Source organism: Caballeronia sordidicola, from assembly GCF_002220365.1.
Classification (GTDB): Bacteria; Pseudomonadota; Gammaproteobacteria; order Burkholderiales; family Burkholderiaceae; genus Caballeronia; species Caballeronia sordidicola_C.
Genome location: NZ_MTHB01000256.1, coordinates 153,746 through 179,736, shown reverse-complemented (window position 1 = coordinate 179,736; position 25,991 = coordinate 153,746). Strand labels below are relative to the sequence as shown.

The window sequence follows — 25,991 nt, the reverse complement described above, 5'->3', positions numbered from 1 at the left end:
GTCGGGATGGCGTGCAACCCACGGTCATTTAGTCTCGCGCAATAGCGCAAGGCAACGGCGCTTGATATCGATGAATTCCGCCGCAACCGTGCTCTCGTCATCGCGTGGACGGGCGAGCGGCACCACGATATCGGCGACGATTCGCGCGGGCCGGCGCGACAGCACGAGAATGCGATCGGCCAGAAACAGCGCCTCGTCTATATCGTGAGTCACGAACATCACCGTCGTGCGCATACGCGCCCACACGTCAAGCAAGAGACTCTGCATCATCCGCCGCGTCTGCGCGTCGAGCGCACCGAACGGTTCGTCCATCAGGAGGATGTGCGGCCGGTTGATCAGCGCGCGTGCAATTTCCACCCGCTGTTGCATGCCGCCCGACAGTTGCGCCGGATAACGCGCCTCGAAGCCCTGCAGGCCGACGAGTTCGAGCAGCGCAAGCGCCTCGCGATGTCGTTCCTCCAGGCCGAACCCGCTCATCTTCAATCCGAACGCAACGTTGTCGATCACCCGTTTCCACGGAAACAACGTGTGCTGCTGAAACACAAGGCCACGGTTTCGATGCGGGCCTTCGACCCGTTTGCCATCGACCGCGATCTCGCCGCCGGTGGGCGCCACATGTCCCGCGATTGCACCCAGCAACGTCGACTTGCCGCAACCTGACGGTCCGAGCACGCAGACGAATTCGCCCGGCTCAACGGTGAAATCAAGGCGGTCGAGCGCCGTAAATCGTTCGCTCGATAATCCCACGTCAACGCTTAGCGAACGCACGTCCACACGGCCCAAGGTCGCCTCGGTCAACAGCTCGGTGAACGCAATATTCATCGACGCGCCTCGCTCAGCCGGTGCCACGGCATCAGCATCAGTCCGAGCCTTTTGACCAGCACGCTGCTGCCCATGCCGAGGCCGCCAATCAGCAGCATGCCGACGACAATATCGGCGTAGTTTTGCAAGGTGTACGACTCCCACGTGAAATAGCCGATGCCGTACTGCCCCGCGATCATCTCGGCCGTGATCAGGCAGAACCACGCAGTGCCCATGCCTATCGACAAACCGGTCAGGATGGAAGGCGCCGCGCCCGGCAGGATCACTTCGCTGAACAGTGACAGGCCACGGGTGCCGAGACTGCGCGCGGTTGCAACCAGGCGTGGATCGACGCCTTCCACGCCGTGAATGGTATTGAGCAGAATAGGGAACAGCGCGCCGATGAACGTGATGAACATCATGCTCACCTCCGACGATGGAAACATCAGGATCGCCAGCGGAATCCATGCCACTGCGGGAATGGGCCGCAGCACTTCCAGCGACGGCAGCACGGTATCTTCGAATGCGCGATACCGTCCGATCGCCAAGCCAAAACCAATCCCGACCATAGCCGCCGCGCTGAATCCAACCAGCACCCGCATGATGCTGGCGAACAGGTGCATGGGCAGCTTGGGCGAATGCAGCAGCTGCCAGAACGCCTGCGCAACCTCAGTCGGTGCGGGAACATTCGCCATTGTCACGAAGCCGAGCGAGACCTTGTACTGCGTTGCGATCTGCCACAGGCCGAGGCAGGCGACGAGAGACGCGCAACGCCAGATCGAACGGCTGACAGGCGTGTGCGTCAACACCGCCGACGAACGCGGCCGGTCAAGCGCCGGCAAGTCGCGGCTTTCGGTGCTTTCGAACGAAGTGGCCATTATCGATTTCCTGTAGAAGGCGTCGGACCTGTCGAGCGTCAGCGTGCGGCCACGGCCTGAGCTGCATCAGCGCGAACCGAGGCATAGTCCGAGACTTGGCCGCTGACCTTTTTTGCGTAATCATCCGCACCGGCGCGCAGCAGGAAGGCCGCAATTTGCCTGTTGCCAGAGCGGACATACCAGGCTTGCCCAGCCAACAGCTTCAACCCGCTCGTGTGATCCTGCACAAACACGGCGCGCACAGTCTTGCCCTGTTTCGTCAATGCTTCCTGCGCGCTTAACGCTTCTTGTGGTTGCGCGTAACTGCGAACAGCGTCTTCACCTTCGACCCACACTTGAGCGACGTCGTTGAAATGGGTGATTCTCTTGCCCGTTTGCGCGTCATTGGCCGTCAATGGCTGCTTCGCGTAGTTCTTGAGCGCGGCATCGTAATCGAGGCCGGACTGCTTGAACGCCTCCCGGATGAAGTGGTCGTCAATGATGCTGTTCGCATCGAGCTCGACGTCCGTCTTTTTCAGCAGCTTGAGTGTGTCGATCGCGCTCGCCACTGCCTGGCGATACTCCGGCTTCCAGGTCAGGTCGCGGGTCTGCAAACCGAGCGGCCCGTGATACAGGTAGTCGACCGGCGCTTCAATGCCCGTCACTTTCTCGATCAGCAGGCTGTACTTTTCCGGGTCCTGCGCCATCAGGCGATTCGCCTCAATGGTCGCGCGCAAGTAGGCGATGACAATTTCCGGGTACTTCTTCGCGTAGTCCGCGTCGACGAGCGCGCCATGAAAAGTCGGCGCGTGGCTTTGCGAACCGTCATAGATCTTGGTTGCGAAGCCGCGGTACGGAAACAGGTCGGCAAACGGCACAAAGTCGGCATGTGCGTCAATCTTGTGCGCCTTGAGCGCACTGCCCGCCACTTCCGGTGCCTGCGTGATGATGTTGACGTCAGTGTCCGGATCCCAGCCTTGCGCCTTGATCGCGCGCAGCAGCATGCTATGCGCAGTCGATGCAAACGGCACAGAGATTGTCTTGCCCTTCAGGTCGGCCACAGAATGAATCGGGGACCCGGTCGGGACGACAATGCCATTGCCGCTACCCTCTATGCTGCCCGACAGGACCGTGATGAACTCGCTGCGCTTGCCGGCCTTCTTGAATGCGGCCGCATTGAGCGTGCCGGGAAAGTCCGCCATCGCGCCGAAATCGAGTTTGCCCGCCACCATTTCGTTAGTCAGCGGTGCGCCGGATGTGAAGTCCTTCCACTGCACGTCGTACTGGACGTCCTTGTATTTGCCGTCGTGCGGAAGATATTTATCGAGCAGATGCAGCTCCCGGATCATGAGACCGCCGGTCGCGCAGTTGATCGTGGTGTCCTGCGTGCCGATAGCCACGCGGATCGTTTCCGCCTGCGCGGCGCTCAATGACGCCATGATGAAGGCCAACGCCGTGCAAGCCTGAAGCAGTGTCCGAATGTTCATTACTCAACCCCGAGTAGATAGTGGGTACGCCGCGAATCTGAACGCCGTGTCAGCGCAGCAAATAAGGAATCTCTACCTTGACCGCACCGGTCGGGCAATCCTGTTCGCACGGCATGCAGTACCAGCATTCGTCGAACTTCATGAAGGCCTTGCCCTTGGACAGGTCGATCGCCAGCAGGTCGAGCGGACAGACGTCCACACAGACGGTGCAGCCCTTGTCAGCGATGCATTTGTCTTCGTCGACAGTGACGGGCGCCGTGCTGCGATGGAAAATTTCATGAGACGTATAGGACATGGAGGCTCCTTTCAAGCAGATTCCGGCACGGCTGCAGGCGCGCGCACACGCTCGCCAATGCGCAACTTTTGATACGCATCGCTCTCGTCGTTGTCGAGCGGAAGCACGTAGGGCTCGACCGGGCGTTTCGCGCTCGTCATCCTGCCGAACTGATCCTTGAAGAGGTGCGTATGGCAGAACCACTCGCTGTCGTTACGCTGCGGATAATCCACCCGGTGGTGATAAAGTCCCCAGCGGCTCTCGGTCCTGAAGAGCGACGCTCGTGCGGCCATCTCCGCGCAGTCCCGGATGGCCCGAACCTCTGCGGCGCGCATCAGTTCGTGCGGGTTATTGGCTTTCATCTCGCCAATATCCGCGCTGATTTCCTCGAACCGCTGCAGCCCGATCTCCATCTTTCGTGTGACCTTGGGCGGCTGCAGATAATCATTCACCGTGCGCCGCAACTTGTATTCGACCTGCGCCGGGGCAAGTCCGGATTCGCGTTCGAGCGGCGCATAGATCCGTTGACGCTCCGCCTCGATCTGTTCGTCGTTGAGCGGTGAAAACTCGCGGCCCGCGACATCGCCGGCCGCGTTCCATCCCGCGAACCAGCCGTAAGTGAACGCGCCGAGCATGTAGTTGTGCGGCACCGCAGCCATGTCGCCCGCTGCATATAAACCCGCCACCGTGGTTTCCGCGCGCTCGTTGACATACACGCCCGACGCACTATGACCGCTGCAAAAGCCGATCTCCGAGATGTGCATCTCCACCATCTGCTGCCGGTAATCGGTTCCTCGTCCCGCATGGAAACGTCCGCGGCTCGGGCGCTCGTTGGTATGAAGGATGTCTTCGATCGTCTTGATCGTTTCCTCCGCCAGATGATCGAGCTTCAGGAACACCGGCCCATTGCCGCTTTGCAGTTCCTGGTAGAACTCCCACATCATCTGGCCGCTCCAGTAGTCGCATTCAATAAAACGCTCGCCCTTGCCGTTCGCCGTGAAGCCGCCAAGCGGTCCGGTCACATACGCGCAAGCCGGACCGTTGTAGTCCTTGATGAGCGGATTGATCTGGAAACACTCAAGGTTGGAAAGCGCGGCCCCGGCGTGATAGGCCATGGCGTAGCCGTCACCTGCGTTGGTCGGGTTTTCGTAGGTGCCCATCAGGTATCCCGACGCGGGCAACCCCAGCCGGCCTGCGGCACCGCAACTCAGGATCACAGCCTTGGCGCGCACGATATAAAAGTCGGCGGTGCGGCAATCGAAACCCATTACGCCGCAGACACGTCCGGTTGCGTCGGTCAGAAGCCGGGTCGCGACAATCCGGTTGGTGATGGCGACACGTGAGCGCTTGAGCTGGCGATAAAGTACTTTCTTGATGCTGTGCCCTTCAGGCATGGGCAGCACATAGGAACCCATGTGATGCACCTTCTTGACAGCGTAGTCGCCGGTGCTGTCCTTCTCGAATTTGACACCCCAGCGATCCAGTTCCTCGATCGTCTTGAAGCTATGCCGCGCATAGGCGTACACCGCCGACTGATCGACAATGCCGTCGTTCGCGATGGTGATCTCCCGCGTGTATTGCTCGGGCGTTGCGTGCCCGGGAACGATCGCGTTGTTGAGACCGTCCATGCCCATGGAGATTGCGCCGCTACGCTTGACGTTGGCCTTCTCCAGCAGCAACACCCTGAGCGAAGGATCGCGTTCCTTCGCTTTGACTGCGGCCATGGGTCCAGCCGTTCCGCCTCCTACCACCACGACGTCGTATTCGAGAACATGTGTATTCATCGCGCTTTCCTCGCATTCCTGCGTTTCTTTTCCCGGTCGATACGCATCCGGTACTGGAATGCATCGCCCCGAAAATAAAGGTATTCATAGTCGATTGGCGTGCCGTCAGCGCAATGGGTGAGGCGTTCGATCCGCAGCACCGGACTGCCCTCCTCGACCTGCAGCGCAGCGCCGATTTCGTCGTCGGCGAGAATCGCATCGATCGATACATCGGCGTGACCGAGCGCGAGTCCGCAGTCGTTCTCGAGGATCAGAAAGATGTCGCGGGTCACGAGGTCAGCATTCGCAAGACGCTTTTCGAGCGCCTCGGGTACGTAGGTGATTTCCAGTGAGACGGGCGCTCGGTTGAGCAGCCGCACCCGATGGATTTCGACGACCCCCGAGCCCTCCGGAATATTCAAGCGGCCTGCGACGTGGCGATCGGCCTTGACTACCCTGAACGTGCGCAACTGGTTGACGATTTCATATCCCATCGATGACATCGCCTCTGCAAAGCCTTGTAGCGACGTCACGTTCTGAAAGGCTTTTGGCTTGGAAACGAAAGTTCCCTTGCCGTGGATCTTGAACAGCAAGCCCTCTTTCTGCAGGTCGCCAAGCGCCTGTCGCACGGTGATCCGGCTGACCTCGAACATTGCGCAGAGCTCATGCTCGGATGGCATTTGCCCATGCGGCGCATAAGTCCCGTCAAGGATGCGGGCGCGCAGCACTTCCTTTAACCGGGCATAGAGCGGGGCGGCGGACAGTGGCAGCAAGGTGGCAGTGGGAGCAGTCATTTCAACTTGTTATGACAAGATGAAATGGAGTCTAAACAAGCCGATAAATCCGACCAACGAAGATTTTCTGATATCGATCAAAGCAGAGTCGCTGATTTTCAGCGCAGCGCGCGCTATCAACAAACTCGAAGGAGTCAGATCGCCGAGCGCTCGAGCATGAAAGTCTGAAACTGGATCAACGTCGGATCGGACGAGCGCTCGGGATGCAAGCGAATAACAAACTGCCAAGACCCCGGCAATTCATGCTCCGGAAACAGGCGAACCAGGCGGCCGTGGGCCAAGTCAAAATCGATCAACGGTGAACGGCCTAGCGCAACACCCTTTCCCGCAATCGCGGCGCCGATGATCGGGCTGAAACTGCTCAACCGGACCAGATTCTGCTCCGGAAGCGCTCCCGCTCCGAGCAGCGCAAACCACGTCTGCCAGTCTATTTCACGACTTGACTCGTGGTGCTCCTCCTGCAGCAACCGATGCTCGGTCAGCGTCTGCGGCGTAGTGGTCCGTGGGTCCAGCAACAGCGGGCTGCACACGGGGAACACAGTCTCGCGGACCAGCGCCCGATCGCTCGGATGCGGGTCCGGCGTATCGCTGGTCAAGTTCGTCAACGGCACACGCAGAATCGCGATATCGATCGTGTCATTCTGCCAGTCGGGTTCGTCGTCAAACACCCTCAGGTTCACCGCGATCTCCGGATGACGCGTCGAGAATTCCACCACGTGGGGCGCCAGCCACAGCGATGAAAATGGCGCATTGGCGGAAACCGTCAACGTGCGGCGACGCTTGCGCCGTCGCACGGTGAACCGCTCGCAAGCTTCGCCCAACGGAATCAGGCTGGATTCAATAGCCGCCAGCAACTCCTGCCCGGCGGCCGTGGGTTGCGCGCGTGAAGTCGTACCGCCACGGTGCATCAACGTTGTACCCAATGCCGATTCCAGTGCGCGCAATTGATGACTGATGGCGCTCTTGGTCACGTTGAGCTCTTCCGCGGCGCGGCTCAGGCTGCCCAGTCTGGCAACGGCTTCGAACGCCTTCAGGGCGGGTAACGGTGGAATGTGCGGAGATAGTCTTGGCATGATGGGTCAAGTTTATCTCAACCCTGGTTGAGAAAGCATCGCTCGCGCGCAACGCGGGTCCATGCCACGATGATCCAATACCTTGAGGAGTCTCCCTGATGTATTTCGATCTTCGCCTTTGGCAACTGACTAAAGGGTTACGCGGGCACATGCTGCTCAGCATTGTCGTCGGACTGCTGGCCCTGCTGGCCGGGATCGCCCGCTTTGTGTTTCTCGGCCAGTTGCTTGCACTGGTCTTGCGCGGCAGTCCGTGGCAATCGTGGATTGCGCCTTCCGTGGCCGTAGCGGCCGCTATCGTAGTGCGCGCGCTGCTGGATCACTGGCGCGCGGGCATCGCCTGTCGCACCGCAGCACGAGCCCAGGAAACCCTGCGTGGCCAACTGTTTGACCGCATCGTGACGCTTGGGCCGGCCTGGTTCGCCGAGCAACGTACGGGAGGCGTGATGCTGTCGGTCATCGACGGCGTCGAGCAACTGCAGACCTTCTTTGGGCAGTATCTGCCGCAACTGGCCGTGGCCCTCTGCGCCCCGTTTGCCATTTTCGGTTTCATCGCGTTCTGGGATCTGCCCGTGGCCACCGTGCTGCTGGTTGCAGCGCTGGTGGCGTTGTTCGGACCGATCGCTGTGCATATGCATGAACGCCGCACCAGCCTTGCACGCGCCCAGGCATTCAAGGAGTTCGGTGAAACGTTTCTCGACGCGGTCCAGGGCCTGCCGACGCTCAAAGCGTTCGGGCAAAGCCGCGTATGGGGCGAACGCCTTGCCGCGCAGGCACGCGCTGTCTCCGACAACACCTTCTGGGTGCTCGCTGCAGGCCTGCTTACACGCGGTATCGTCGATCTTGGGGCAGCGCTGGGCGCCGCGCTGGCGCTCGTTCTTGGCGCGTGGCGCGTGACCCACGGGCAGATGGGCCTGACCACGCTCCTGATCGTCCTGATGGCGGGGACGGAGATTTTCCGGCCGCTGCGCGACCTGCGCAGTGTCTTGCACCAGGGCATGCTCGGGCAGGCCGCGACGGCGGGCATTCGCTCGCTGCTCGAGGCAAGTCCGTCCATGCCTGAAGCCGGCACGGATAAGTTGGGCGACACTCCGGCATCGCTGGATTTCGAGAACGTAAGCTTTGCCTATGCCGGCGGCCGGGGTCTCGCGCACCGTGGGCTGACATTCTCGGTGGCGGCTGGCGAGCGCATCGGCATCGTGGGGCCAAGCGGCGCCGGCAAGTCGTCGATCGTGCGCCTGCTGTTGCGCCAGTACGATCCTCAAAGCGGCAGTATCCGCATTGCGGGACAGGACGTACGTACACTGAACCCTGACGCGCTGCGTGCGAAGATTGCAGTAGTCGCGCAGGACACCATGCTGTTCGCGGGGACCGTCGAGGAAAACCTTCGGCTAGGTCGCCCTGACGCCACCGTTGAAGAAGTGGAAGCGGCCGCGCGGGCAGCTTACGCTCACGACTTTATCGCGGGCCTGCCTGACGGGTATCAGACCTCTATCGGCGAACGCGGTGTTCAGTTGTCAGGCGGCCAGCGCCAACGGCTTGCCATTGCCCGGGCACTATTGCGCGATGCCCCGATCCTGATCCTGGATGAAGCGCTCTCGGCGGTCGATGCGGAAAACGAGGCGCTGATTCAGCGGGCGCTGGATCGTCTGATGCAAGGCCGCACCACGCTGATTCTCGCGCATCGGCTATCGAGCGTGATTGACGCTGATCGTATTCTCGTGCTGGACGACGGCCTTGTCGCGGAGACCGGTACGCACGACGAACTGATGAAAAGAAGCGGGCTCTATCATCGGTTGATGGGGGCGCAAGCGACGCCTGACAATGTATCGGCATTGCGCTCCGATACCACCAGCCGTCAGCCAGGCGTGCCTGACGCGGCGTTTGGAACGAAACCCGCGCTAACAGCCGAGACGGAAGAAGATACCGTACAAGGTCCACGCGAGCTCGATGCCGATGCGAGAACCCTGGATTGGAAGGCGACCCTTGCATCCTTGGTCACGGCGATCCACCCTTGGCGAGTACGATTGGTGCTGACCATTCTATTGGGCGTCGGGCGAGTGACGGCCTTCATTGGCGTCGGTGTGCTGGGCGCATGGCTGGTCGCCGCGCTGCGCGCCGGCAGCCCGCATCAGACGATCGAGATGTGGCTGTTGCTCGTGGCCCCGCTGGCGGCCATTCTGCACTGGCTTGAATCCTGGCTCGCGCACGACATGGCGTACCGGCTGCTCGCGGATCTGCGAATACGCCTGTTCGCACAGCTTGATCGCCTCGCGCCTGGCTACCTGCTTCGCCGCCGCTCCGGTGACCTCGTCACGTTGGCCACGCAAGACGTAGAGACCATCGAATATTTCTATGCGCATACGGTCGCCCCGGCGATCGTCGCGGTGCTCGTCCCGGCTGCGGTGATCACCGTGCTCGCACTGGCCGCGTGGCCGCTTGCGCTCGGGCTGCTGCCGTTCCTGGCGTACGCCATGCTCTCGCCGGTGCGCGGGCGCAGCCGTATCGATGCGTTGGGCAGCAAGGCACGCGAATCTCTGGGCCTGCTCGGCGCGCATATGACCGAGACCATTCAGGGTCTGTCCGATCTGCTCGCGTTCCAGGCGACCGGGCGCCGGCGGGAAGCGTTCATGGCGCTGGCACGCGAATACAGCGTGACCCGGCTCGCGTTGCTGGCGGATCTGGCTCGGCAAACCGCGCTACTGGATGTCGCGACCGGCCTCGGCGGATTGGCAATCGCGATAGGAGGCGCGTTTCTCGTCTCGGCCGGGCAGCTTTCTGCGGCTTGGCTACCGTTGCTGATTCTGCTCGCCGTTGCAGCCTTCATGCCCGTGGCGGAGATCGCGCAGGTGGGCAGGCAACTGGCCGATACGATCGCATCGGCACGGCGGTTGAGGGTCGTGCATGACGAGCCGGTTCTAGTGCTCGACGGAGAGCGCGACTTGCAGGCCGCGCCGGGCGGTTCAGAGGTTCGCTTTGCAGACGCGCGTTTCGCCTACGCCGAGCGCACGCAACCCGTATTAAACGGCGTGTCCTTCTGCGTGCGTGCCGGCTCTACCGCGGCGCTTGTGGGAGCCTCTGGCGCCGGCAAGAGCACCATTGCGAATCTGCTGCTGCGGTTCTGGGACCCGGACGCAGGTTCGGTGCAAGTGGATGGTGTCGACTTGCGGCGCTTGCGGCTCGACTCGCTACGCTCTCACGTTGCCCTCGTGTCACAGGACACGTATCTCTTCAACGACACGCTTGAGGCCAACATCCGTCTCGCCCGGCCTGACGCCAGTGAGAAAGCACTACGACTCGCGTTGGACCAGGCGTCGCTTGGCGACTTCGTGGCGACGCTGCCTGAAGGACTCGCCACGCGGGTTGGTGAACGGGGCGTGCAATTGTCGGGAGGCCAGCGTCAGCGTGTTGCTATCGCGCGGGCTTTTCTCAAGGACGCCCCGGTACTGGTTCTGGATGAAGCAACGTCACATCTGGACGCCATCAGCGAAGCACAAGTACATACCGCGCTAAAAACGCTGATGGCCAACCGCACGACTTTGATCATCGCGCACCGTCTCGCGACCGTACGCGAGGCCGATCTGATCATCGTGCTGGACCACGGCTCGGTGATTGAAGCGGGTCCCCATGCGCAACTGCTCGCGAACAACTCGGTCTATGCCCAGCTGGTCAACCGGCAACAGGTTGGCAACGGCTTGCAGCGGTCCGCATGAAGCGATTGGTCCAGGGCGCCAAGGCTGGTTATAGCGATATGCCATCGCTGCCGGCTGGCTCCCGGTTCATCAGTGGACCTTGGGGAAACCGTGGCGCTCGGCGAGCAAATCCAGGATACGACGCGTGTCGGTCACGAAGCGTCTGTCGCCGAGCGTCTGTGCATCGGCGGGTACGGGATGCTCGTCTCCGAGAATCAGCACGGGCAAGCTCTGGTGGTCCTCGTCAAGCGCAGCGACGACCGCCTCGCGCGGGCGCGCAAACGGCAGACGATGAATATCGAGGCGTGAGGTTTTCGACGGATCGCTGGCCAGCAGGCCCTCGATAGGTGCGCCATCCGGGCAGATGAAACGCTCACCAGGATATTTCGGATCGGCGAAACCCGGTTCCAGCAGCAGTAAAAGGTCTTGGCTCACGATTTGATAATCCTCGAAGAAGAGAGACGAATTGAGCGACTCCGCTTCATTGAAACGGCGTCGCTGTGAATCTTCAGAACACGCGGCCTTCGGTCAGATGCGTGGTATCGCCGTTCAACTGATAACCGCCGATCACCCGCGCCTTGTGCAGCAGCGGGTTGTGGCTGAAGATCGTGCGCAGGTTGCGCCAGTGACGATCGAAGTTGTGCACACGCGACGTGGCAGACGCCCCGCCCGCTTCGAACAAACGTTCTCCCGCATGCAACGCCAGCTTGCTCACTACCAACTGTGTCTTGGCCGTAGCCAGCGCGCCCTGCAACACTAATGCTTCCGCATCGTCAGCCTGGGCTCGGATGGCGTTGGCCGAGCGGTCCAGTACGCGCGCATTCTGCTGCACCAATGCATCGATCGCGTGACTGTGGGCCGCAAGATCGCCCACTACCTGCTGGATGAAATGATCCTCACGCGCGGATGCCGCCGGGCTGTGAAGCACTGGCCGTCCATGCTTGAGCACGTAGTGTTCAGCATCCGCAAGAATGTTGCGGACGATGCCGGCGGCAACCGCGACCAGGTGCAATTGCCGCAGCGCCCCGCCATGCCGCGCTGCCAGGGTCGCATTGCCGCGCGGTGCGACTTCGCTTGCATAGACTTGCACGTTGTCGAGAACCAGGCTGCCACTGGCGGTCATTCGCTGGCCCATGCCGTCCCAGTCATCCAGTACCTGGATGCCCTCTCGAGTAACAGGAACGACGGCAACCACGTTGGTGCCCGTTTCATCCTGCACGTTGATGCGCGCATAGTCGGAAAATGCCGTTCCGGTCGAGTAGTATTTCTTGCCCGTCACGCGGTAGTTGTCGCCGTCGCGTCGTAATATCGTGCCGATTTCACCCGGCCTCGATGTGCCGCGCTCGGTTGAAGCGCCCCCGAATATCGCGCCGTCCAGCAAGCGCTGGATCTGCGTGTCGTTGAACGCTGAATGCGGTGAAAGAAGAAGCGACTCGGTCAGGTCGAAATGGATGCGCAACGCATGAGCTACGTTTGATTCCTCTGCAGCGAGGGTTGCGATCACATGAAAGAGGTCTTCCAGCGAACCGCCCAGTCCGCCCCATTCGACCGGGAGTCGCAGCAAGCCCAGGCCGGACTGGCGAAACAGCGCGAAACCATCGAACGGCAATTCGCGTCGCGCCTCGCGCTGGGCGGCGTCCTCGCCTATTTCATGTGCCAGCCCCGGCAGCGCGGCCAACGCAGCATGCAGTCGTGACGTTGCTGGAACTTCAGAGGGTGCATTCATAACTTTCAATCCTTCTAGTAGCTTACCGGGCCTACAACGCGCAGTCGGCAAGACGTCACTTGAACTGTTATCCCGAGGGTAGATCTCACTGTGACAGCGCAATAATGTAGTCGCGGGTTCACTGCGTCGCTCTATCGATTTCAGCTTTGCATATGCATTGTTCTGTGAAGACCAGCGTGATCGAGGATTGCGCCGAAACGCCCGCAGTCACCAAGCTGCCGACAGATTTCAGTGGAGATGTCGCGCCTTACGCCCTTGATGCCGCCAACGCTGAACGCCTTTGGGAAGTTTCCCCGCAACTCATCGGCTGAAAAGGGCTTCAACCGTCATGGAAACGCCTTCACCTAATGTAACGACCTTAAAATAAAATCAATCACTGGTATCACCATCCTCGATGTCCGGGTGGAACGCATAGTCGGCCCATGCCACCTCAAAACAAAGGAAAACCATCTGATGTCTAGTGCAAAACTCCGACGACTATTCATGCTGGCCATCGCGACTGCCATCGGCGCATCGGTAGTAGTTGCCGCACCGCTGCCCGTCATAGGCGACGGCGGTGTTTCCGCGTTCGACACCTGGACCGACCAAGTGCCATTAACGCCTGGGCAAATGCTGCGCACCGAGGAGTTGACGCCACAACAAAGCCTCACGGAAGCCGGCCGGAATATCCGGATCCTTTATACGTCGACCGACGGTCTCGACAACCACATGCCGGTTGTCGTGTCCGGTGCGCTGTTTGTGCCGAAGGGAACGCCGCCCCAAGGCGGCTGGCCACTGATGGCGTGGGCGCACGGCACGGTCGGCAGCGCCGACGTGTGTGCGCCGTCGTTCGCCGGCCGCAGCGAACGCGACACGCGCTACCTGAACTACTGGCTCGCGCAGGGCTACGCAATCGTCGCGACTGACTACCAGGGTCTCGGGACACCCGGCCTGCATCCATACGGGCTCACACGCCCTCTCGCGTACGGCGTCCTCGACAGCATCCGCGCGGTCATACGTGGCGGCTTCGACCTGTCGGCGCGGGTGGTCGTATTCGGGCAGTCGCAAGGGGGGCGCGCCGCATTCGCCACGGCCGTCTATGCGAAGACTTATGCGCCCGAGCTGAACATTGTCGGTGTGGTCGCGACCGGCACGCCGTACGCGGCTGTCCATGAGCGTGCGGATGACGCGGAGCTGGCGAACGCGCGCAGGTCGATCGTCCCGACCTTCGCGTACGACATGCTGCGACTCAGCACCGCAACGCTGCTCGATCCGTCGTTCGTGCCCGCTGACTACCTGAACGACCGCGCGATGCCGGCGTTCGAAACCAGTCAGCGCGCATGCTTGCACGCAATTGAACAGAGGATCGTTACGGACGGGCTTACGTTCGACAGCAGCTTCAAGCGCTCGCCGAAGCCGGCGCTTGCTGCGATCAGCCGCGAAGCGGCGTATCCGACGCTGAAGTCGGATATCCCGATCTTCATTGGAACGGGTGGAAAGGATCGCGACGTGTTTGTGCCTGGCCAGGTCGCGCTCGTCACCAACGCATGCAAAGCTGGCGACCGGATCGAATGGCATTTCTATCCGGAGCTTGACCATTCCGGAACCGTCAACGGCTCGCTTCCCGATTCCACACAGTTCGTCGCAAGGGCATTTGCGGGCGAGCGGGTTCACGGGAATTGCGAATCCTTACCGAAACCATAGCGGGATTCATTCGTGGAAGGAGGACCTGTCGCTAGCCGGAAAGACAGGACCTTGACCCTGGATGCCACCGCTGTGGGGCTATGAATTCTCGGCATACGGCGCAAGTCGGAATATGACTCGCTTGGAAAACGGCTTGCCGAAGCGCATGTGATCAACGTACCCACGATCCCCGGAAGGCGATGCCAACGGCGCTCCATTCGCTGCGTTCAGGACGGTTACGCCTTTGCAGTCGCCGGTTCACCATAAATCCGTTCGTCTTCGCGCCCCAAGCATAGCCGCGCGCCATACTGCGATAAAACCCTGACCTGCATCAACTGCGCACAGACTGCGACGGCAATAGAAGCCGGAGCCTTATCCACAATCCCCTCCACGCCGATAGGACAGGTCATCTCCGTCAATCGTCCAGGGTCCACACCTCGATCGACCAATCGCCGCTCGAATTTCACGCGTTTCGTCTTCGACCCGATCATGCCGAAGTAAGCGAAATCGTTGCGTCGCATGATCCGGATCGCTAGCGAAAAATCCAGCGAATGGTCATGCGTCATCACCAGAAAACAAGCGCCGGCAGGCGCCGAATCGACAATCGCGTCCGGCGTATCAGTTGCTTCGACCTGTACGTTGCAGGGTACTTCTTCGGGAAAAAGTTCGTCCCGTGCATCGACCCACTGAACCACGCAAGGCAGCATGCCCAGCAACTTGACAAGAGCATGCCCGACGTGCCCCGCGCCAAACAGGACGATAGGCGTGGGCGGTGCAGCCAACGACGTCGACAACCCGCTACGGCGGCCGATGACGACAGAATCCCGAAGCATTTCCATGGCAAGCCTCGAATCAACGAGCGGCAGCAGCTGCAGCCACTGAAGCGCGAACGGCGCCCACTGCTTTCAAGATTTCCTCGCTGGTCGCAGGTGCATTGAGCGGCGGATTCACGGTGTTATTGCCTACACTTGCCACTGCATCGCGGATCGCGAAGAACACCGAAAACGGCAGCAGCAAGGGCGGTTCGCCGACAGCCTTCGACCGGTGGATACTGTCCTCCGCATTGCGGTTCTTGAACAGCCGGACGTCGAACACGGGCGGGCAATCATTGACAGTCGGGATCTTGTAAGTCGACGGCGCATGGGTCATCAGCTTCCCGCCCGCGTTCCACCACAATTCCTCGGTCGTCAGCCAGCCCATTCCCTGGATGAAACCGCCTTCGACCTGCCCCACATCCAAAGCCGGATTGAGCGACGCGCCCACGTCGTGCAATGCATCAGCGCGCAACACGCGCATTTCGCCGGTCAGCGTGTCGATCACCACTTCAGAAACCGCCGCGCCATAGGAGTAGTAAGAGAACGGTCGACCCTGCATCTTCGCCTGGTCCCAGTAGAGCTTCGGCGTCTTGTAGAAACCGTCGGACCACAACTGCACCCGCGCGCGATACGCCTGCATGATCACTTCGTCAAACGGGATCGCCTTGTCGCCAACCACAATCCGGTCGTCCACGAAACGCACGTCGCGCGCATCGACTTGGTCCTCGCCATAGTGCTCGGCGGCCAGCGCGGCAAGCCGTTCGCGCAATTGGCGAGCGGCGTCCTGTGCCGCCTTGCCGTTCAGATCGCTGCCGGTCGATGCCGCGGTCGCCGACGTGTTCGCGACTTTGCTCGTGTCGGTTGCTGTGACGCGGACACGGTTGAAACGGATGCCGAGCTCGTGCGCGACTACCTGCGCAACCTTCGTATTGAGCCCCTGGCCCATCTCCGTGCCGCCGTGATTCACGAGTACCGAGCCGTCGGTATAAATGTGCACCAGCGCGCCGGCCTGGTTGAAGTGAGTCACATTGAACGCGATGCCGAACTTCACCGGCGTCAGCGCGAGTCCCTTTTTCAGCACGTCGTTGTTCGCGTTGAATTCGCGCACAGCCTCGCGACGAGCGCGGTAATTGCTGGTGGCTTCAAGCTCGTCGAGCAGTTCGTGAATCACGTTGTCTTCGACCGCCTGCCCGTACGGTGTCACGTTGTGGTCAGTCTTTCCGTACAAATTCCGGCGGCGCACATCGAGCGAATCGAGCCCCACTGAACGCGCGATGTTATCGACAATGTATTCGATCGCGAACGCGCCCTGCGGTCCGCCAAAGCCGCGAAACGCTGTGTTCGACTGCGTGTTGGTCTTGCCGCAGAACCCGTCGATAGAAACGTGCGGCAACCAGTACGCATTGTCGAAATGGCACAACGCGCGTGTCATCACGGGACCTGAAAGGTCGGCCGAAAAACCGCAACGCGACGTCATGTCGACAGACACGCCGTCGATCAGGCCGGTGTCGTCATAGCCGACTTCGTATGTGTAGTGAAAATCGTGCCGCTTGCCGGTGATCATCATGTCGTCGTCGCGATCCGGACGCAGTTTCACGGGGCACAGAAGCTTCCATGCGGCGAGCGCCGCGCAACACGCGAACAGTCCCGATTGCGACTCCTTGCCGCCGAAACCGCCACCCATCCGCCTGCATTCGACCAGCACGTTGTGCGACGCGACGTTGAGCATATGCGCGACCATGTGCTGCATTTCCGACGGATGCTGCGTCGAGCACCACACGTGCATGCCATCGTCGTCCTTCGGCACGGCGTACGAAATCTGACCTTCCAGGTAAAACTGTTCCTGGCCGCCGAGCAGCATTTCGCCGGTTTCGCGATGCGCGGCCCATGCGATCTTCGCCCCGGCGTCGCCACGCGCGAGCTTCATTGGCGGCAGCACGTGGGCGTTCGCCGCACGCGCCTGTTGCGGCGTGAGGATCGCCGGCAACTCCTCATACACGACCTCCGCCAGGCGGGCGGCGCGGCGGGCGATGTCGTGCGACATCGCGACGACAATGAACATCGGCTGACCGACGAACTGCACGACGCCATCGGCGAGGATCGGGTCGTCACCATGAATGATGGGGCCGACATCGTTCACGCCGGGGATGTCCTCGGCGGTGAGGACGGCGACAACGCCGGGCGTGGCCCGCACGGCATCGAACGACATCGATACGATCTTTGCATGCGCCTTCGCCGACATTCCGAGCGCCGCATGCAGCGTGCCGGCAACCACTGGAATGTCGTCGGTGTAGCTCGCGCGGCCGCTGACGTGCAAATGTGCGGATTCGTGCGGACGCGAAACATGGACCTGTGTGAAGTCTGCTTCCAGAAGATCCTTCGCTTCCTTCATGTCCTTCAGGAACGGTTCTGCTTGCTGATTCATTCTGTTGTTCTCCGTGTCCTTCAAGGTTCAGGAAGCAGTCACTGCGCGTACGTCGAGCGCCGATTTCGGCAACGGATTATCTGGACGTGTCTCGAGCCAAAAGCGATGCAACGTGTTCTTCGCAGCTTCGAGCCGGTAGTCGCTCGACGCGCGCATGTCGGACAATGGCGCGTAATCTTTCGCGAGCGCCAGCATCGCTGCCTGCGCGGTAGCTTCGTGCCAGTCGGCATCGCGCAGTACGGCTTCAACGTGCGTCGCGCGCTTGGGCGTTGCGGCCATTCCACCGAACGCGATGCGTGGATCGCGAATCGTGTTGCCGTCAGCGATAAAAGAAAGCGCCGCGCACACCGCCGAGATATCCGAGTCGAAACGCTTCGATAACTTATAGGTTCGGAACTGCAGATTCGCGCGCACGCCGGTGCGCGTCGGCACTTTCAACCCGAGGACGAATTCGTGCTCGGCCATGTCCTTCTTCTGATACGCCAGGTACAGGTCTTCGAGCGGCATCACGCGCTCGATGTCGTTTCCGCGAACTATCACGTGTGCGCGGAGCGCGATCAGGCCGGGCATGGAGTCGCCAATCGGTGAACCGTTCGCAATGTTGCCTCCGAGCGTACCCGCGTTGCGGATCGGCAGCGACGCAAAGCGTTTCCACATTTCCTTCAGTTCGGGATAGTGCTTCGCGAGTTCTTCGTAGGCTCGTTCCACCGTGACGCCCGCGCCGATTTCAATCCAGTCGGCCGACGTTTCGATCTTCTGCAGCGCGCTGATTCGCCCGACGTAGACGATATCGCCGAGATCGCGCATCAGTTTCGTGACCCACAGGCCGATATCGGTACTGCCGGACAGAATACGTGTCGACGGTTTCGCGGCCTTGATACGCGCGAGTTCTTCAACGGTGCGCGGTGCATCGAAGCGCTGGCCCGCGTGTTCGTAACGGAACGTGTCGTCGCGTTCGAGCGTGGCGAGCGTGCGCGACAACGCGGCGATATCGACCGGCGCCTTTGGCGCTGGAACTTCGAACATCCGCACCGCCGCATCGACGATAGGCCGGTAGCCGGTACAGCGGCACAGGTTGCCGGTCAGCGCGTCGGATATATCTGCGCGTGACGGCACGGTTTTGTTCGCGCATGAATGTTCGTGGCCGTGTTTTTCGTACAACGACCACATCGACATCACGAAGCCGGGCGTGCAGAAGCCGCACTGAGAGCCGTGGCATTCGACCATCGCTTCCTGCACTGGATGCAGCGAACCGTCAGGTTGACGCAGATCTTCGACGGTGAACAGCGCTTTGCCGTCGAGCGTCGGCAGGAACTGAATGCACGCGTTGACCGCCTTGAACTTGACACCGCCCGCTTCGTCTCGTTCGCCGAGAACGACCGTGCACGCGCCGCAATCACCCTCGGCGCAGCCTTCTTTCGTGCCGGTGCAGAGCGCGTCTTCGCGCAGGTACTGGAGGACGGTGCGCGTGACGGATGCGTCGCTGACTTCGCGGATCGCGTTGCGGTGGTAGAAGCGGATGGGCTGGCTCATGTCTCGTTGCTCGCGTTGGTTTGCGTTGCTGCTTTTCGGGTCGTTGCAGTGTCGTTGTAGTGTCGTTCCACGGCTTTTACCGGCTGGCCTGACCGCCGCCGCAGTGACGCTTCGAAAAGTATCACTGTCAAGATTTTGAACCCATAGCGGGGGAGATATGCGCGTCATATCGTTGCGGCGATAAGTGACGGGCGGTGGGAAGGGCTGGAGGTAGGCCGACGCGTCTTTCCAGGATGTTATGCGGACAACATCCGTCGCTACGGGCCACCGTCGGTCGCCATGGCTGACATTCGCCCTGCGGTTCGAATTGGTCTGACCACACGTGGCTAACATCGCACACGCACGGCCAGCGTCAATGCTCGACGATGATGACAACTTTGAGGGTTACGCAACATAGCGTCGCACGCATACGAAGCATGTCATTCACCGCATGAGTCAATGCTGGCGGGATTGCATGAATTTTCGAACGAACGCCAAAATTGACGGGCGTTATATTCGAACATATATCTTGAACGTCATCGTCATCAACGTCCTTAAACGTCCCTAAACGTCCTTCGGAAAAAGCAGGCCTGGGGAGAAAATACTGTCAGCTTCCGTGCAAATTACAGTGTGTGCGCATGTCTGGCCAAGAAACAATGGACTCCTACCTGATCAAGGTTTTACTTACGCTGCTGATGGAGTCGAGTGTGTCACGAACTGCCGCGTTGCTCGATCAGTCACAACCATCCATCAGTGTCGCGCTGCGGCGTGGCGGAAGCGGGCGTAGTCACTCAAGTCGTTGATGGAGAGATATCGGCTGCGCCTGAACCTGCAATGCAGCAATTCGCCGCGGCTACGACGGATTGAGATGTGTCTGATCGTCCTGCAACCCTGCACATGAGATCGTGAACGCATCCAAATTGAAGTGAGAGCAACATGAAAGCGTTTGCCATTCTGGCGATGAGCACGGCGTGCTTAGCAGGACTGGGGGGCTGCGTCACCCCAATGTACACCTATGACGAAGTACATGTACGTGGCTGGACGCATGAGAGCTTCGATCAACGGTTTCCCGTGGGGACTTCAGAGACGCAAGTGTTCGAGAAGCTTGGAAGTCCATTCGCCACCCGTTCCGCTGGTGACCTGAGCCGATGGGATTACGTCGGTGGCGCCTCCGGTCAACTTCATGTGGTATTCCTATTCAAGAACTCGGCACTCACCGAGAAAAAATTCGTAAATTTCTAATCAACGCCGTCCCGGTTGGCGAGTCACGCCATCTGGGATGAGGCGGGCTTGTACCCGACTTTTGGCGATCTGTCGCCCGCTGTCTTCGAGGCGAAACCGACAAAGAAACAACTTATCTGTCTGCGCGAAATAACGTGACCACTGCAAGGCCTTGACCCGTCGGAGTTCGCGCTCCCATGGGTCAAGGCCTTGCTTGTTTTAGCGTTGTCTTTCTTATATCTGGCTTCGCCCCCCCAGTACTGGATAGACATTCTCGACCATCGCATGAGCCGCGACCATCCGGTGCGGGAGATGTGCGACCTCGCCTCGTCGGGCATCACCTGGCAGATTTGTATCCCAAGGTATCCAGGAGTCGCATCGATACAAAACACGGTATTTTCCCGGTTCTAGAGACACAAACCGGATACCTGTGGAGGTTCTAATGCATCAACGCCGGATTCGCCGGCACTGATCAAACCTTCTCAGGAGAGTGATATGAAACGTTCGATGATTACCTTGGCTTTGGCTGTCTGCGCAGTCTCCGGATGGGCTCATGCAGCCGGTACGGTTAACGCGGCCGGAGACGCGACCAGCGTCGTTCAGACAAAAAATTGGTCAGCGTCCCCCAATGGCATTGCCCCCAAGACCCGCTCTCAAATTCGTCAGGAACTGGTTGAAGCGAAACGGGACGGACAGCTCGCTTACCTTAACAGCACGCTTTACAGAGGAGGCATGTGATTTCGCGTTCATCATTGAGCTACTTCAGTTAGTACAACATAGCGCAATGAGATTACTGCAACAAGGTTCGCAAGGAACATCGGTGCTCAACACAACCAAATACGGAGTCAACCATGACACAGCTTGAAAAAGTCCTTTACACGGGCAAGACCCACACTACGGGCGGCCGTGACGGCGCGTCCCACAGCGATGACGGCCATCTGGACATCGCCCTCTCCGTTCCCGGGAGCAAAGGCGCCGGCACCAATCCCGAGCAACTACTCGCTGCAGGCTGGTCTGCCTGCTTTATTGGGGCAATGGGTCTTGCGGCAGCCAAACTGAAGATTGCCGTGCCCACCGCCATGGCAGTCGACGCCGAAGTGGATCTTGGTACGACTGCGGGCGCCTATTTCCTTCAGGCACGGCTGAATGTCAGCCTTCCCGGGCTGGCCCCGGAAGTCGCCCAGTCTCTCGCTGATGCCGCTCACCAGACCTGTCCTTATTCCAAAGCCTTACGCGGCAACATTGATATTGTGATCAAGGTGGTCTGAGCCAAACGCGCGCTCTTTGCGGCATCGTTCCCGCTGTTCTGCCGGATCGATGCCGCAAGACAATGCATGTCACTACGTCAGCCGAGTTTCTTTCTGCCCGTAAGAATTCGAGGAAGTCCGAGGGAGTAACCCCACCGCAGCGACCAGATTGCGGAACTCGTGATCGAATGTTCAGCTTCCTCGCTGCTGGCTTCAATCGCGGCGCCGGCTTCACCCGGGCGTTGAAACCTCCGCGGCCGCCGTATAGAAACTCGATCCCGGCTCGCGCCGACATTCCAGCCGCCTTGCCCCCAATCTCGTTATGTACGAACAGGAGTTTGCTATATTTCGTGTTTTCTCTGGCAACCTCTAACTCATGCGAGTCGGCCGTCCGGTTCAAGCCCTACCCCATCCAGATTGCGACTATTGCGGCGCAAAGGCAACGCTTGTGCGGCCCGCAGAAGCGGCTTACCCGTATCAAGACGGACACGGGCCGCTGTGGTTATGCGTGCCGTGCGAGGCCTGGATCGGGATATTCGCGCGCAGTACGCGCAACCTCCCGCTCGGACGGCTGGCGAATGCCGAACTGCGGGAATGGAAAGCGAAACTCCACGCCGCGCTGGAACCCATGGCCGAGGCGAAGGCCAGACGCGACGGCGTAAGCATCTTCGAAGCAAGATCAAAGGGCTATAAGTGGCTGGCAGGGGAACTGAAAATAGAGCCCAAAGCTTGCAACATCAATTTGCTGGACCTGGAGCAATGCAGGGCGGCAGTCGGCGTAATAGAGCAATTCGAACAAAATCGCCGGGCTGCGAGCCCTTCAGAATAACCGCGACCTGTACGTTAACCTGGGGACAACTCTCCCGACGACTCCATGGCCCGCACCCTACCGTTTGACCGCAGCGCGCAAGCAACGCGCGTCCGCTTGTCCAAAATGCAGCTTCTTCCGATGCCCAAGTCGGACGCGGACACACTTTCATTGCACGCTCATTGCGCACTGCAGGCGCTGCGCGACGGCACCGGATGGATGGCCGGAACCCAATCCCTTGCAGAAGTCCTGATCCTGACGGCGTACGTCGCCGAGGCCGGATATGGACAAATCACCCGCGAGGCGTGGCTGGAAAGCGAGAGTGCGATTAACGCCGCGTTTGCGCAAGGCCACGCCACGGGGGTCTGGAAACTCGACGAGGAAAGCTGCGAGCAGCTCGCACGCGTCGTATGCGTGCACGATGCGCAACTCCACAACGCTCCGTTGGGCGCACTCGGTGCAGCCAGCGAGCGGCTCGAGCGCCTTAAATCTGGCGCAGCGGACCCGATGCCAAAATTAAAGAGGGCGTGAACAGAAAGACCTGTCTTTTTTCTTGACGGCCGCCTGGCAGACTCGCCGCGCCACCCATAAGCCATTGCCTTGACCGCACGAGCGGGTTTCCACTGTGTCAAAACTTCACAACACTGCAAGCGTCATTCGTGAAATAAAGTGACATGGTTCACAGCAAAATGATTAAATTGACTGGGCCGCTTCCGATGTGACCGGACTTGCACCGCGCGCAGGGAGTCGTCTCGTTATGCATTGGCATCTGTAAAGATCGGCCGACAACGCGCCGGTCAAATCTAGCGAGAGCACTATGTCGCCTTGGTTAGCCGTCGCCTTGGGCGCTGGAGTTTTCAGCGCGGTCGTCAACGTGGCTTGCAATACGATTGCGCGCAAGCGCAACTCAGCGCGCAACGCCACCGAGCGTGTCCATGCCGGTCGTCATACTGCATTGGCCGCAGCCATCACCCTCGAAGAGTTTGCCCATCGCTGTCAGGTAACCATCGATCGCGCAGAACGCAGAGATCTGTCAGAGCAGCGGCACGTGCAGATGGGCGACATAGAGATACCCCCTTTTGCATTTTCAAATGACATCCAATGGCGTGATCTCGAAGCCGGAAAGGCGTCTTACCTTCGGGCCTTCAGCGCTGATCAAACGCATAACGCCGAGCGGATCCAGACAAACGATCGATGCTCAGATGTTGACGAGTTCGCCGCAACCATCAAAGGGCATTGCGCTGAATTCGGGCGACGAGCATGGCTCATGGCGGTTGAACTGCGCGAAGAAAACGAATTGGGCGCGGTCAAGGATCACGACTACTTGATCGACTTCGACGCTGCGCTCAGCCGGTACGCCGCGTGGGAACAACGCCACAAGGTCCGCAATGAACGAGCCCCCTCTCCTTCACACGTGACGCCCAGTCCGCACCGGTCTGGAAATAGAGGAAGGGGACTCGTCGTGGGTGGCCCGGCGTAGGTCAACGTTCGCCCTTGGTGGTCAGGCGCCGGTTGCGTTTAGTGTCGCCGTGTGCGAACCCCAACAGCCCTGTGAGGGTACGTTTCCCGACTATTCTTACCCGTGACGGGCGCCATTCACTCGTTTAGCACCGGTGTTGAAACGTAAAACCACGTTGTCTCACCTATTTGATTCGCATACCGAATTAAAACATTGATGAATAACGTAGAGTGAAACCGATCAGTCGCTTCCGACCAACCCATGACCTTGATAACGCACATCGCATTTTTTATGGCTTGATCTTGCGCAATCGCCGCCGCTGACACTGCCCTTCGCCCGCGTGGCATACAAATTGTCGGCGTAAGGGAACCGCGCTATTGTTGCGGCAACTCAAATTTATGAGGCGAACATGGTCCAGCATCCCGACAATCACTTGATCCCCGCGAAACTCGCCGCATTGCGGCCCACACAGATGACAGTGGGTTATCGCGAAGTCATCGAGAAGCGCGAGCATTGGAAGACGCTCGGCAAGAAGGCGCGCAGCGAGGCCATTGCTTCGCACTGGTTCCCCGCGGTACTCGGTCCGGAGAAGCTCTATTACATCGTGGATCATCATCACCTCGGGCTGGCGTTGCTCGAAGAGGGCGTGAAGGAAGTGAAGGTGGCAATGCTCAAGGACCTCTCGTGGCTGGACGAGGCAATCTTCTGGCGCATGATGGAGCACAACCAGTGGGTGCATCCGTTCGGTGCGGACGGCTCGCGATACGACTACGAACATCTCCCCAAGATGGTAACCGGGCTGGCGGACGATCCGTATAGAAGCCTCGCTGGCGAACTGCGCCGGGTGGGTGGCTTCGCAAAGGACGCGACGCCGTTCAGCGAATTCCTGTGGGCCGATTTCCTGCGTCCGCGCGTCGCGCAGAGCAAGATCCGCAAGAGCTTTACGAAGGCGCTCGATCAGGCCAAAGCTGTCGCGCACACGCCAGAGGCTCGGTATCTGCCGGGCTGGTCCGGGGTAACGGAAAGCCGGTGAGCGGACCTGCGTCGGCTCCGCACAGGTAGGTGCAATTTCATTGATAAACCAAATGCGGGCGCCCAGTGCCCGCTGGTTCGACCCGGTCGTCCACCGAACGACGACCGCGAACAAAGACTGCGTCAGCAACATAGTCGACGCACTATGGTTTCAAGCAAAAATGCGACAATCACACATCATTCGCCTGAATCCACGAGTTCGATTACGGAACTGAAAGTATCTGGGGCGTCGTTAGTTTGCCGATCTTCCTCCGTGCATGATTCCACCTGAGCTCGCCGGTACCCCTTCCCGTAAAATAGAAAGCTGATTTACGAAATGCCTACTCCCATGAAGCTTTCACGTCGCGCAGTACTTGGCCGCAGCCTCGCCATTCCCCTAAGCCTGAGTCTGTCGCCATTTATGGCTCTCCGGTCTGAAATCGCTAACGCCGCCACATCGTCGCTGGCGATCGTGATGAATTCCGGCGAAGCCAGTGTCTCGGTCATCGACATGGCATCGCGCAAAGTCGTTCGTAGCTTACCTACGCTGCGTGAGCCGAGTCACTGGGCACTTTCGCAGGACCGCAACAAGCTCTATATCGCCGATGCGAGCGGCAACGCGTTGTTCATCGTCGATCCGCATACCGGTACCGCGCTCGGCCACAAAGTCATTGCCGATCCCTACCAACTTGGCTTCACGCCAGATCATCGATACCTCGTCGTGAATGCGCTTCGGCTCGACTATGTCGATGTCTATCACACTGAGGACCTGAGCCTCGCCAAGCGTTTCTCGCCCGGCTCCATGCCAAGCCATCTGGACTTCTCGCCGGACTCCCGCTGGAGCTTCAACTCCATGCAAGGCTCGGGAACGCTTGTTTCGTTCGATCTGACCACCATGGCGATACGCTGGAAGTCGAAGGTGGGTTCGACCCCGGCCGGCGTGCTATGGCACAACGGCAAGGTGCTCGTCTGCGTCATGGGTAGCGATCACGTGGCAGAGGTCGACCCGGTCACGGGTGACGTGCTGCGGCGAGTCAAGACGGGAGTCGGTCCGCACAACATTTTCCTTTCACCGGATGGCAGCACGCTCTACGTATCCAACCGCATCGGCGGCTCCCTGGTCGCCATGGATCCCACTACCCTCGCCATACAACGCACGTATCCGTTCCACGCCGCAGGACCGGACGACATCGGCGTCGCGCCCGATGGCAAGCTATGGGTTACGTTGCGCTTTCGTGAACAGGTCGCGGTGCTGGACCCAAAGAGCGGTGCTTACGAGACTATTGATGTGGGGCGCTCGCCGCATGGCATTTTCCTTAGTTCAGAATTGAGCCGTAAGGGCCCGATCACCGCGGAAACCTTGTAAA

23 protein-coding genes and 1 pseudogene are annotated in these 25,991 nt (G+C 60.0%); 12 read left to right on the top strand and 12 right to left on the bottom strand.

The features are described 5' to 3' along the window. Nucleotides 1-24: 24 nt before the first annotated feature. The 7 genes from BSU04_RS36710 to BSU04_RS36680 all read right to left on the bottom strand — a co-directional run bounded on the left by BSU04_RS36710 (nt 25) and on the right by BSU04_RS36680 (nt 7,049). Nucleotides 25-822: an ABC transporter ATP-binding protein gene (locus tag BSU04_RS36710; RefSeq protein ID WP_089165129.1), complete on the bottom strand. Its 798-nt coding sequence runs from the start codon at nt 820-822 to the stop codon at nt 25-27. Then, on the bottom strand, nt 819-1,679 hold the full coding sequence (locus tag BSU04_RS36705) for an ABC transporter permease (RefSeq protein ID WP_089165128.1): 861 nt from the start codon (nt 1,677-1,679) through the stop codon (nt 819-821). The genes BSU04_RS36710 and BSU04_RS36705 overlap by 4 nt, the downstream gene beginning before the upstream one ends. Nucleotides 1,680-1,717: 38 nt before the next feature. Next, nucleotides 1,718-3,097, bottom strand: a complete 1,380-nt coding sequence (locus tag BSU04_RS36700) for an ABC transporter substrate-binding protein (RefSeq protein WP_373452910.1) — start codon at nt 3,095-3,097, stop codon at nt 1,718-1,720. A gap of 97 nt (nt 3,098-3,194) precedes the next feature. Next, nucleotides 3,195-3,440 carry a 4Fe-4S dicluster domain-containing protein gene (locus tag BSU04_RS36695; RefSeq protein WP_089165126.1) on the bottom strand — a complete coding sequence of 82 codons (246 nt, stop codon included), beginning with the start codon at nt 3,438-3,440 and terminating at the stop codon, nt 3,195-3,197. A gap of 11 nt (nt 3,441-3,451) precedes the next feature. After that, nucleotides 3,452-5,203, bottom strand: a complete 1,752-nt coding sequence (locus tag BSU04_RS36690; RefSeq protein ID WP_089165125.1) for a fumarate reductase/succinate dehydrogenase flavoprotein subunit — start codon at nt 5,201-5,203, stop codon at nt 3,452-3,454. Beyond that, complete coding sequence (locus BSU04_RS36685; RefSeq protein ID WP_089165124.1) at nt 5,200-5,976, bottom strand: GntR family transcriptional regulator; 777 nt, start codon at nt 5,974-5,976, stop codon at nt 5,200-5,202. The genes BSU04_RS36690 and BSU04_RS36685 overlap by 4 nt, the downstream gene beginning before the upstream one ends. A gap of 134 nt (nt 5,977-6,110) precedes the next feature. Beyond that, on the bottom strand, nt 6,111-7,049 hold the full coding sequence (locus BSU04_RS36680) for a LysR substrate-binding domain-containing protein (RefSeq protein ID WP_089165123.1): 939 nt from the start codon (nt 7,047-7,049) through the stop codon (nt 6,111-6,113). Between the two features lie 98 nt (nt 7,050-7,147). Here BSU04_RS36680 and BSU04_RS36675 point away from each other — a divergent pair, with 98 nt between their 5' ends. Then, a complete protein-coding gene (locus BSU04_RS36675) occupies nt 7,148-10,759 on the top strand; it encodes an ABC transporter ATP-binding protein (protein WP_089165122.1) in 3,612 nt (1,203 codons plus the stop codon). A gap of 69 nt (nt 10,760-10,828) precedes the next feature. Here BSU04_RS36675 and BSU04_RS36670 read toward each other — a convergent pair whose 3' ends face one another. Then, entirely contained in the window at nt 10,829-11,173 is a 345-nt protein-coding gene (locus BSU04_RS36670) for a DUF3088 domain-containing protein (protein ID WP_089165121.1), read from the bottom strand. Between the two features lie 73 nt (nt 11,174-11,246). Next, on the bottom strand, nt 11,247-12,464 hold the full coding sequence (locus BSU04_RS36665; protein WP_089165120.1) for an acyl-CoA dehydrogenase family protein: 1,218 nt from the start codon (nt 12,462-12,464) through the stop codon (nt 11,247-11,249). Nucleotides 12,465-12,628: 164 nt separating this feature from the next. Between BSU04_RS36665 and BSU04_RS46835 the strand changes: the two genes are divergently transcribed. Next, nucleotides 12,629-12,775, top strand: coding sequence for a hypothetical protein (locus tag BSU04_RS46835; protein WP_179258563.1), 147 nt, complete (start codon nt 12,629-12,631; stop codon nt 12,773-12,775). A 142-nt stretch (nt 12,776-12,917) separates the two neighbouring features. Continuing rightward, the gene (locus BSU04_RS36660) at nt 12,918-14,147 is read left to right on the top strand and encodes a lipase family protein (RefSeq protein WP_179258562.1); all 1,230 of its coding nucleotides are present in this window, start codon (nt 12,918-12,920) and stop codon (nt 14,145-14,147) included. 215 nt (nt 14,148-14,362) lie between these two features. Here the strand turns inward: BSU04_RS36660 and xdhC are convergent, their stop codons facing one another. Genes xdhC through xdhA form a run of 3 tightly spaced genes read right to left on the bottom strand, consistent with a single transcriptional unit; the run spans nt 14,363 to nt 18,899 of the window. Beyond that, a complete protein-coding gene (gene xdhC / locus BSU04_RS36655) occupies nt 14,363-14,965 on the bottom strand; it encodes a xanthine dehydrogenase accessory protein XdhC (RefSeq protein WP_089165118.1) in 603 nt (200 codons plus the stop codon). 13 nt (nt 14,966-14,978) lie between these two features. Beyond that, nucleotides 14,979-17,366, bottom strand: a complete 2,388-nt coding sequence (gene xdhB, locus BSU04_RS36650; RefSeq protein ID WP_089165117.1) for a xanthine dehydrogenase molybdopterin binding subunit — start codon at nt 17,364-17,366, stop codon at nt 14,979-14,981. Between the two features lie 27 nt (nt 17,367-17,393). Further along, nucleotides 17,394-18,899: a xanthine dehydrogenase small subunit gene (gene xdhA / locus BSU04_RS36645; protein WP_089165116.1), complete on the bottom strand. Its 1,506-nt coding sequence runs from the start codon at nt 18,897-18,899 to the stop codon at nt 17,394-17,396. Nucleotides 18,900-19,516: 617 nt separating this feature from the next. On the opposite strand from xdhA, the pseudogene BSU04_RS49210 reads away from it, so the two are divergent. The 9 genes and pseudogenes from BSU04_RS49210 to BSU04_RS36605 form a co-directional block, all read left to right on the top strand. Beyond that, nucleotides 19,517-19,648: pseudogene (locus tag BSU04_RS49210) on the top strand (LysR family transcriptional regulator); the annotation flags it as partial. Between the two features lie 166 nt (nt 19,649-19,814). Next, the gene (locus BSU04_RS36640) at nt 19,815-20,120 is read left to right on the top strand and encodes a hypothetical protein (protein WP_089165115.1); all 306 of its coding nucleotides are present in this window, start codon (nt 19,815-19,817) and stop codon (nt 20,118-20,120) included. Between the two features lie 474 nt (nt 20,121-20,594). Next, complete coding sequence (locus tag BSU04_RS36635) at nt 20,595-20,837, top strand: DUF4148 domain-containing protein (RefSeq protein WP_089165114.1); 243 nt, start codon at nt 20,595-20,597, stop codon at nt 20,835-20,837. A gap of 113 nt (nt 20,838-20,950) precedes the next feature. Continuing rightward, entirely contained in the window at nt 20,951-21,367 is a 417-nt protein-coding gene (locus BSU04_RS36630; RefSeq protein ID WP_089165113.1) for an organic hydroperoxide resistance protein, read from the top strand. 355 nt (nt 21,368-21,722) lie between these two features. Continuing rightward, nucleotides 21,723-22,175: a zinc-finger-containing protein gene (locus BSU04_RS36625; RefSeq protein WP_089165112.1), complete on the top strand. Its 453-nt coding sequence runs from the start codon at nt 21,723-21,725 to the stop codon at nt 22,173-22,175. Nucleotides 22,176-22,295: 120 nt separating this feature from the next. Continuing rightward, entirely contained in the window at nt 22,296-22,685 is a 390-nt protein-coding gene (locus tag BSU04_RS36620; protein ID WP_144021466.1) for a hypothetical protein, read from the top strand. Between the two features lie 286 nt (nt 22,686-22,971). Beyond that, on the top strand, nt 22,972-23,634 hold the full coding sequence (locus BSU04_RS36615) for a hypothetical protein (protein WP_089165110.1): 663 nt from the start codon (nt 22,972-22,974) through the stop codon (nt 23,632-23,634). A gap of 388 nt (nt 23,635-24,022) precedes the next feature. After that, nucleotides 24,023-24,646: a ParB-like protein gene (locus BSU04_RS36610; RefSeq protein WP_089165109.1), complete on the top strand. Its 624-nt coding sequence runs from the start codon at nt 24,023-24,025 to the stop codon at nt 24,644-24,646. 327 nt (nt 24,647-24,973) lie between these two features. Beyond that, on the top strand, nt 24,974-25,990 hold the full coding sequence (locus tag BSU04_RS36605; RefSeq protein WP_256983729.1) for a YncE family protein: 1,017 nt from the start codon (nt 24,974-24,976) through the stop codon (nt 25,988-25,990). Nucleotide 25,991 lies beyond the last annotated feature (1 nt).

Excerpts from the sequence above, each read along its gene's own strand:
- BSU04_RS36710 (WP_089165129.1), bottom strand. The coding sequence starts at position 822 with ATGAATATTGCGTTCACCGAGCTGTTGACCGAGGCGACCTTGGGCCGT.
- BSU04_RS36705 (WP_089165128.1), bottom strand. The coding sequence starts at position 1,679 with ATGGCCACTTCGTTCGAAAGCACCGAAAGCCGCGACTTGCCGGCGCTT.
- BSU04_RS36700 (WP_373452910.1), bottom strand. The coding sequence starts at position 3,097 with ATGGCGTCATTGAGCGCCGCGCAGGCGGAAACGATCCGCGTGGCTATC.
- BSU04_RS36695 (WP_089165126.1), bottom strand. The coding sequence starts at position 3,440 with ATGTCCTATACGTCTCATGAAATTTTCCATCGCAGCACGGCGCCCGTC.
- BSU04_RS36690 (WP_089165125.1), bottom strand. The coding sequence starts at position 5,203 with ATGAATACACATGTTCTCGAATACGACGTCGTGGTGGTAGGAGGCGGA.
- BSU04_RS36685 (WP_089165124.1), bottom strand. The coding sequence starts at position 5,976 with ATGACTGCTCCCACTGCCACCTTGCTGCCACTGTCCGCCGCCCCGCTC.
- BSU04_RS36680 (WP_089165123.1), bottom strand. The coding sequence starts at position 7,049 with ATGCCAAGACTATCTCCGCACATTCCACCGTTACCCGCCCTGAAGGCG.
- BSU04_RS36675 (WP_089165122.1), top strand. The coding sequence starts at position 7,148 with ATGTATTTCGATCTTCGCCTTTGGCAACTGACTAAAGGGTTACGCGGG.
- BSU04_RS36665 (WP_089165120.1), bottom strand. The coding sequence starts at position 12,464 with ATGAATGCACCCTCTGAAGTTCCAGCAACGTCACGACTGCATGCTGCG.
- BSU04_RS36660 (WP_179258562.1), top strand. The coding sequence starts at position 12,918 with ATGTCTAGTGCAAAACTCCGACGACTATTCATGCTGGCCATCGCGACT.
- xdhC (WP_089165118.1), bottom strand. The coding sequence starts at position 14,965 with ATGGAAATGCTTCGGGATTCTGTCGTCATCGGCCGCCGTAGCGGGTTG.
- xdhB (WP_089165117.1), bottom strand. The coding sequence starts at position 17,366 with ATGAATCAGCAAGCAGAACCGTTCCTGAAGGACATGAAGGAAGCGAAG.
- xdhA (WP_089165116.1), bottom strand. The coding sequence starts at position 18,899 with ATGAGCCAGCCCATCCGCTTCTACCACCGCAACGCGATCCGCGAAGTC.
- BSU04_RS36640 (WP_089165115.1), top strand. The coding sequence starts at position 19,815 with ATGAAAGCGTTTGCCATTCTGGCGATGAGCACGGCGTGCTTAGCAGGA.
- BSU04_RS36635 (WP_089165114.1), top strand. The coding sequence starts at position 20,595 with ATGAAACGTTCGATGATTACCTTGGCTTTGGCTGTCTGCGCAGTCTCC.
- BSU04_RS36630 (WP_089165113.1), top strand. The coding sequence starts at position 20,951 with ATGACACAGCTTGAAAAAGTCCTTTACACGGGCAAGACCCACACTACG.
- BSU04_RS36625 (WP_089165112.1), top strand. The coding sequence starts at position 21,723 with ATGCGAGTCGGCCGTCCGGTTCAAGCCCTACCCCATCCAGATTGCGAC.
- BSU04_RS36620 (WP_144021466.1), top strand. The coding sequence starts at position 22,296 with ATGCCCAAGTCGGACGCGGACACACTTTCATTGCACGCTCATTGCGCA.
- BSU04_RS36615 (WP_089165110.1), top strand. The coding sequence starts at position 22,972 with ATGTCGCCTTGGTTAGCCGTCGCCTTGGGCGCTGGAGTTTTCAGCGCG.
- BSU04_RS36610 (WP_089165109.1), top strand. The coding sequence starts at position 24,023 with ATGGTCCAGCATCCCGACAATCACTTGATCCCCGCGAAACTCGCCGCA.
- BSU04_RS36605 (WP_256983729.1), top strand. The coding sequence starts at position 24,974 with ATGAAGCTTTCACGTCGCGCAGTACTTGGCCGCAGCCTCGCCATTCCC.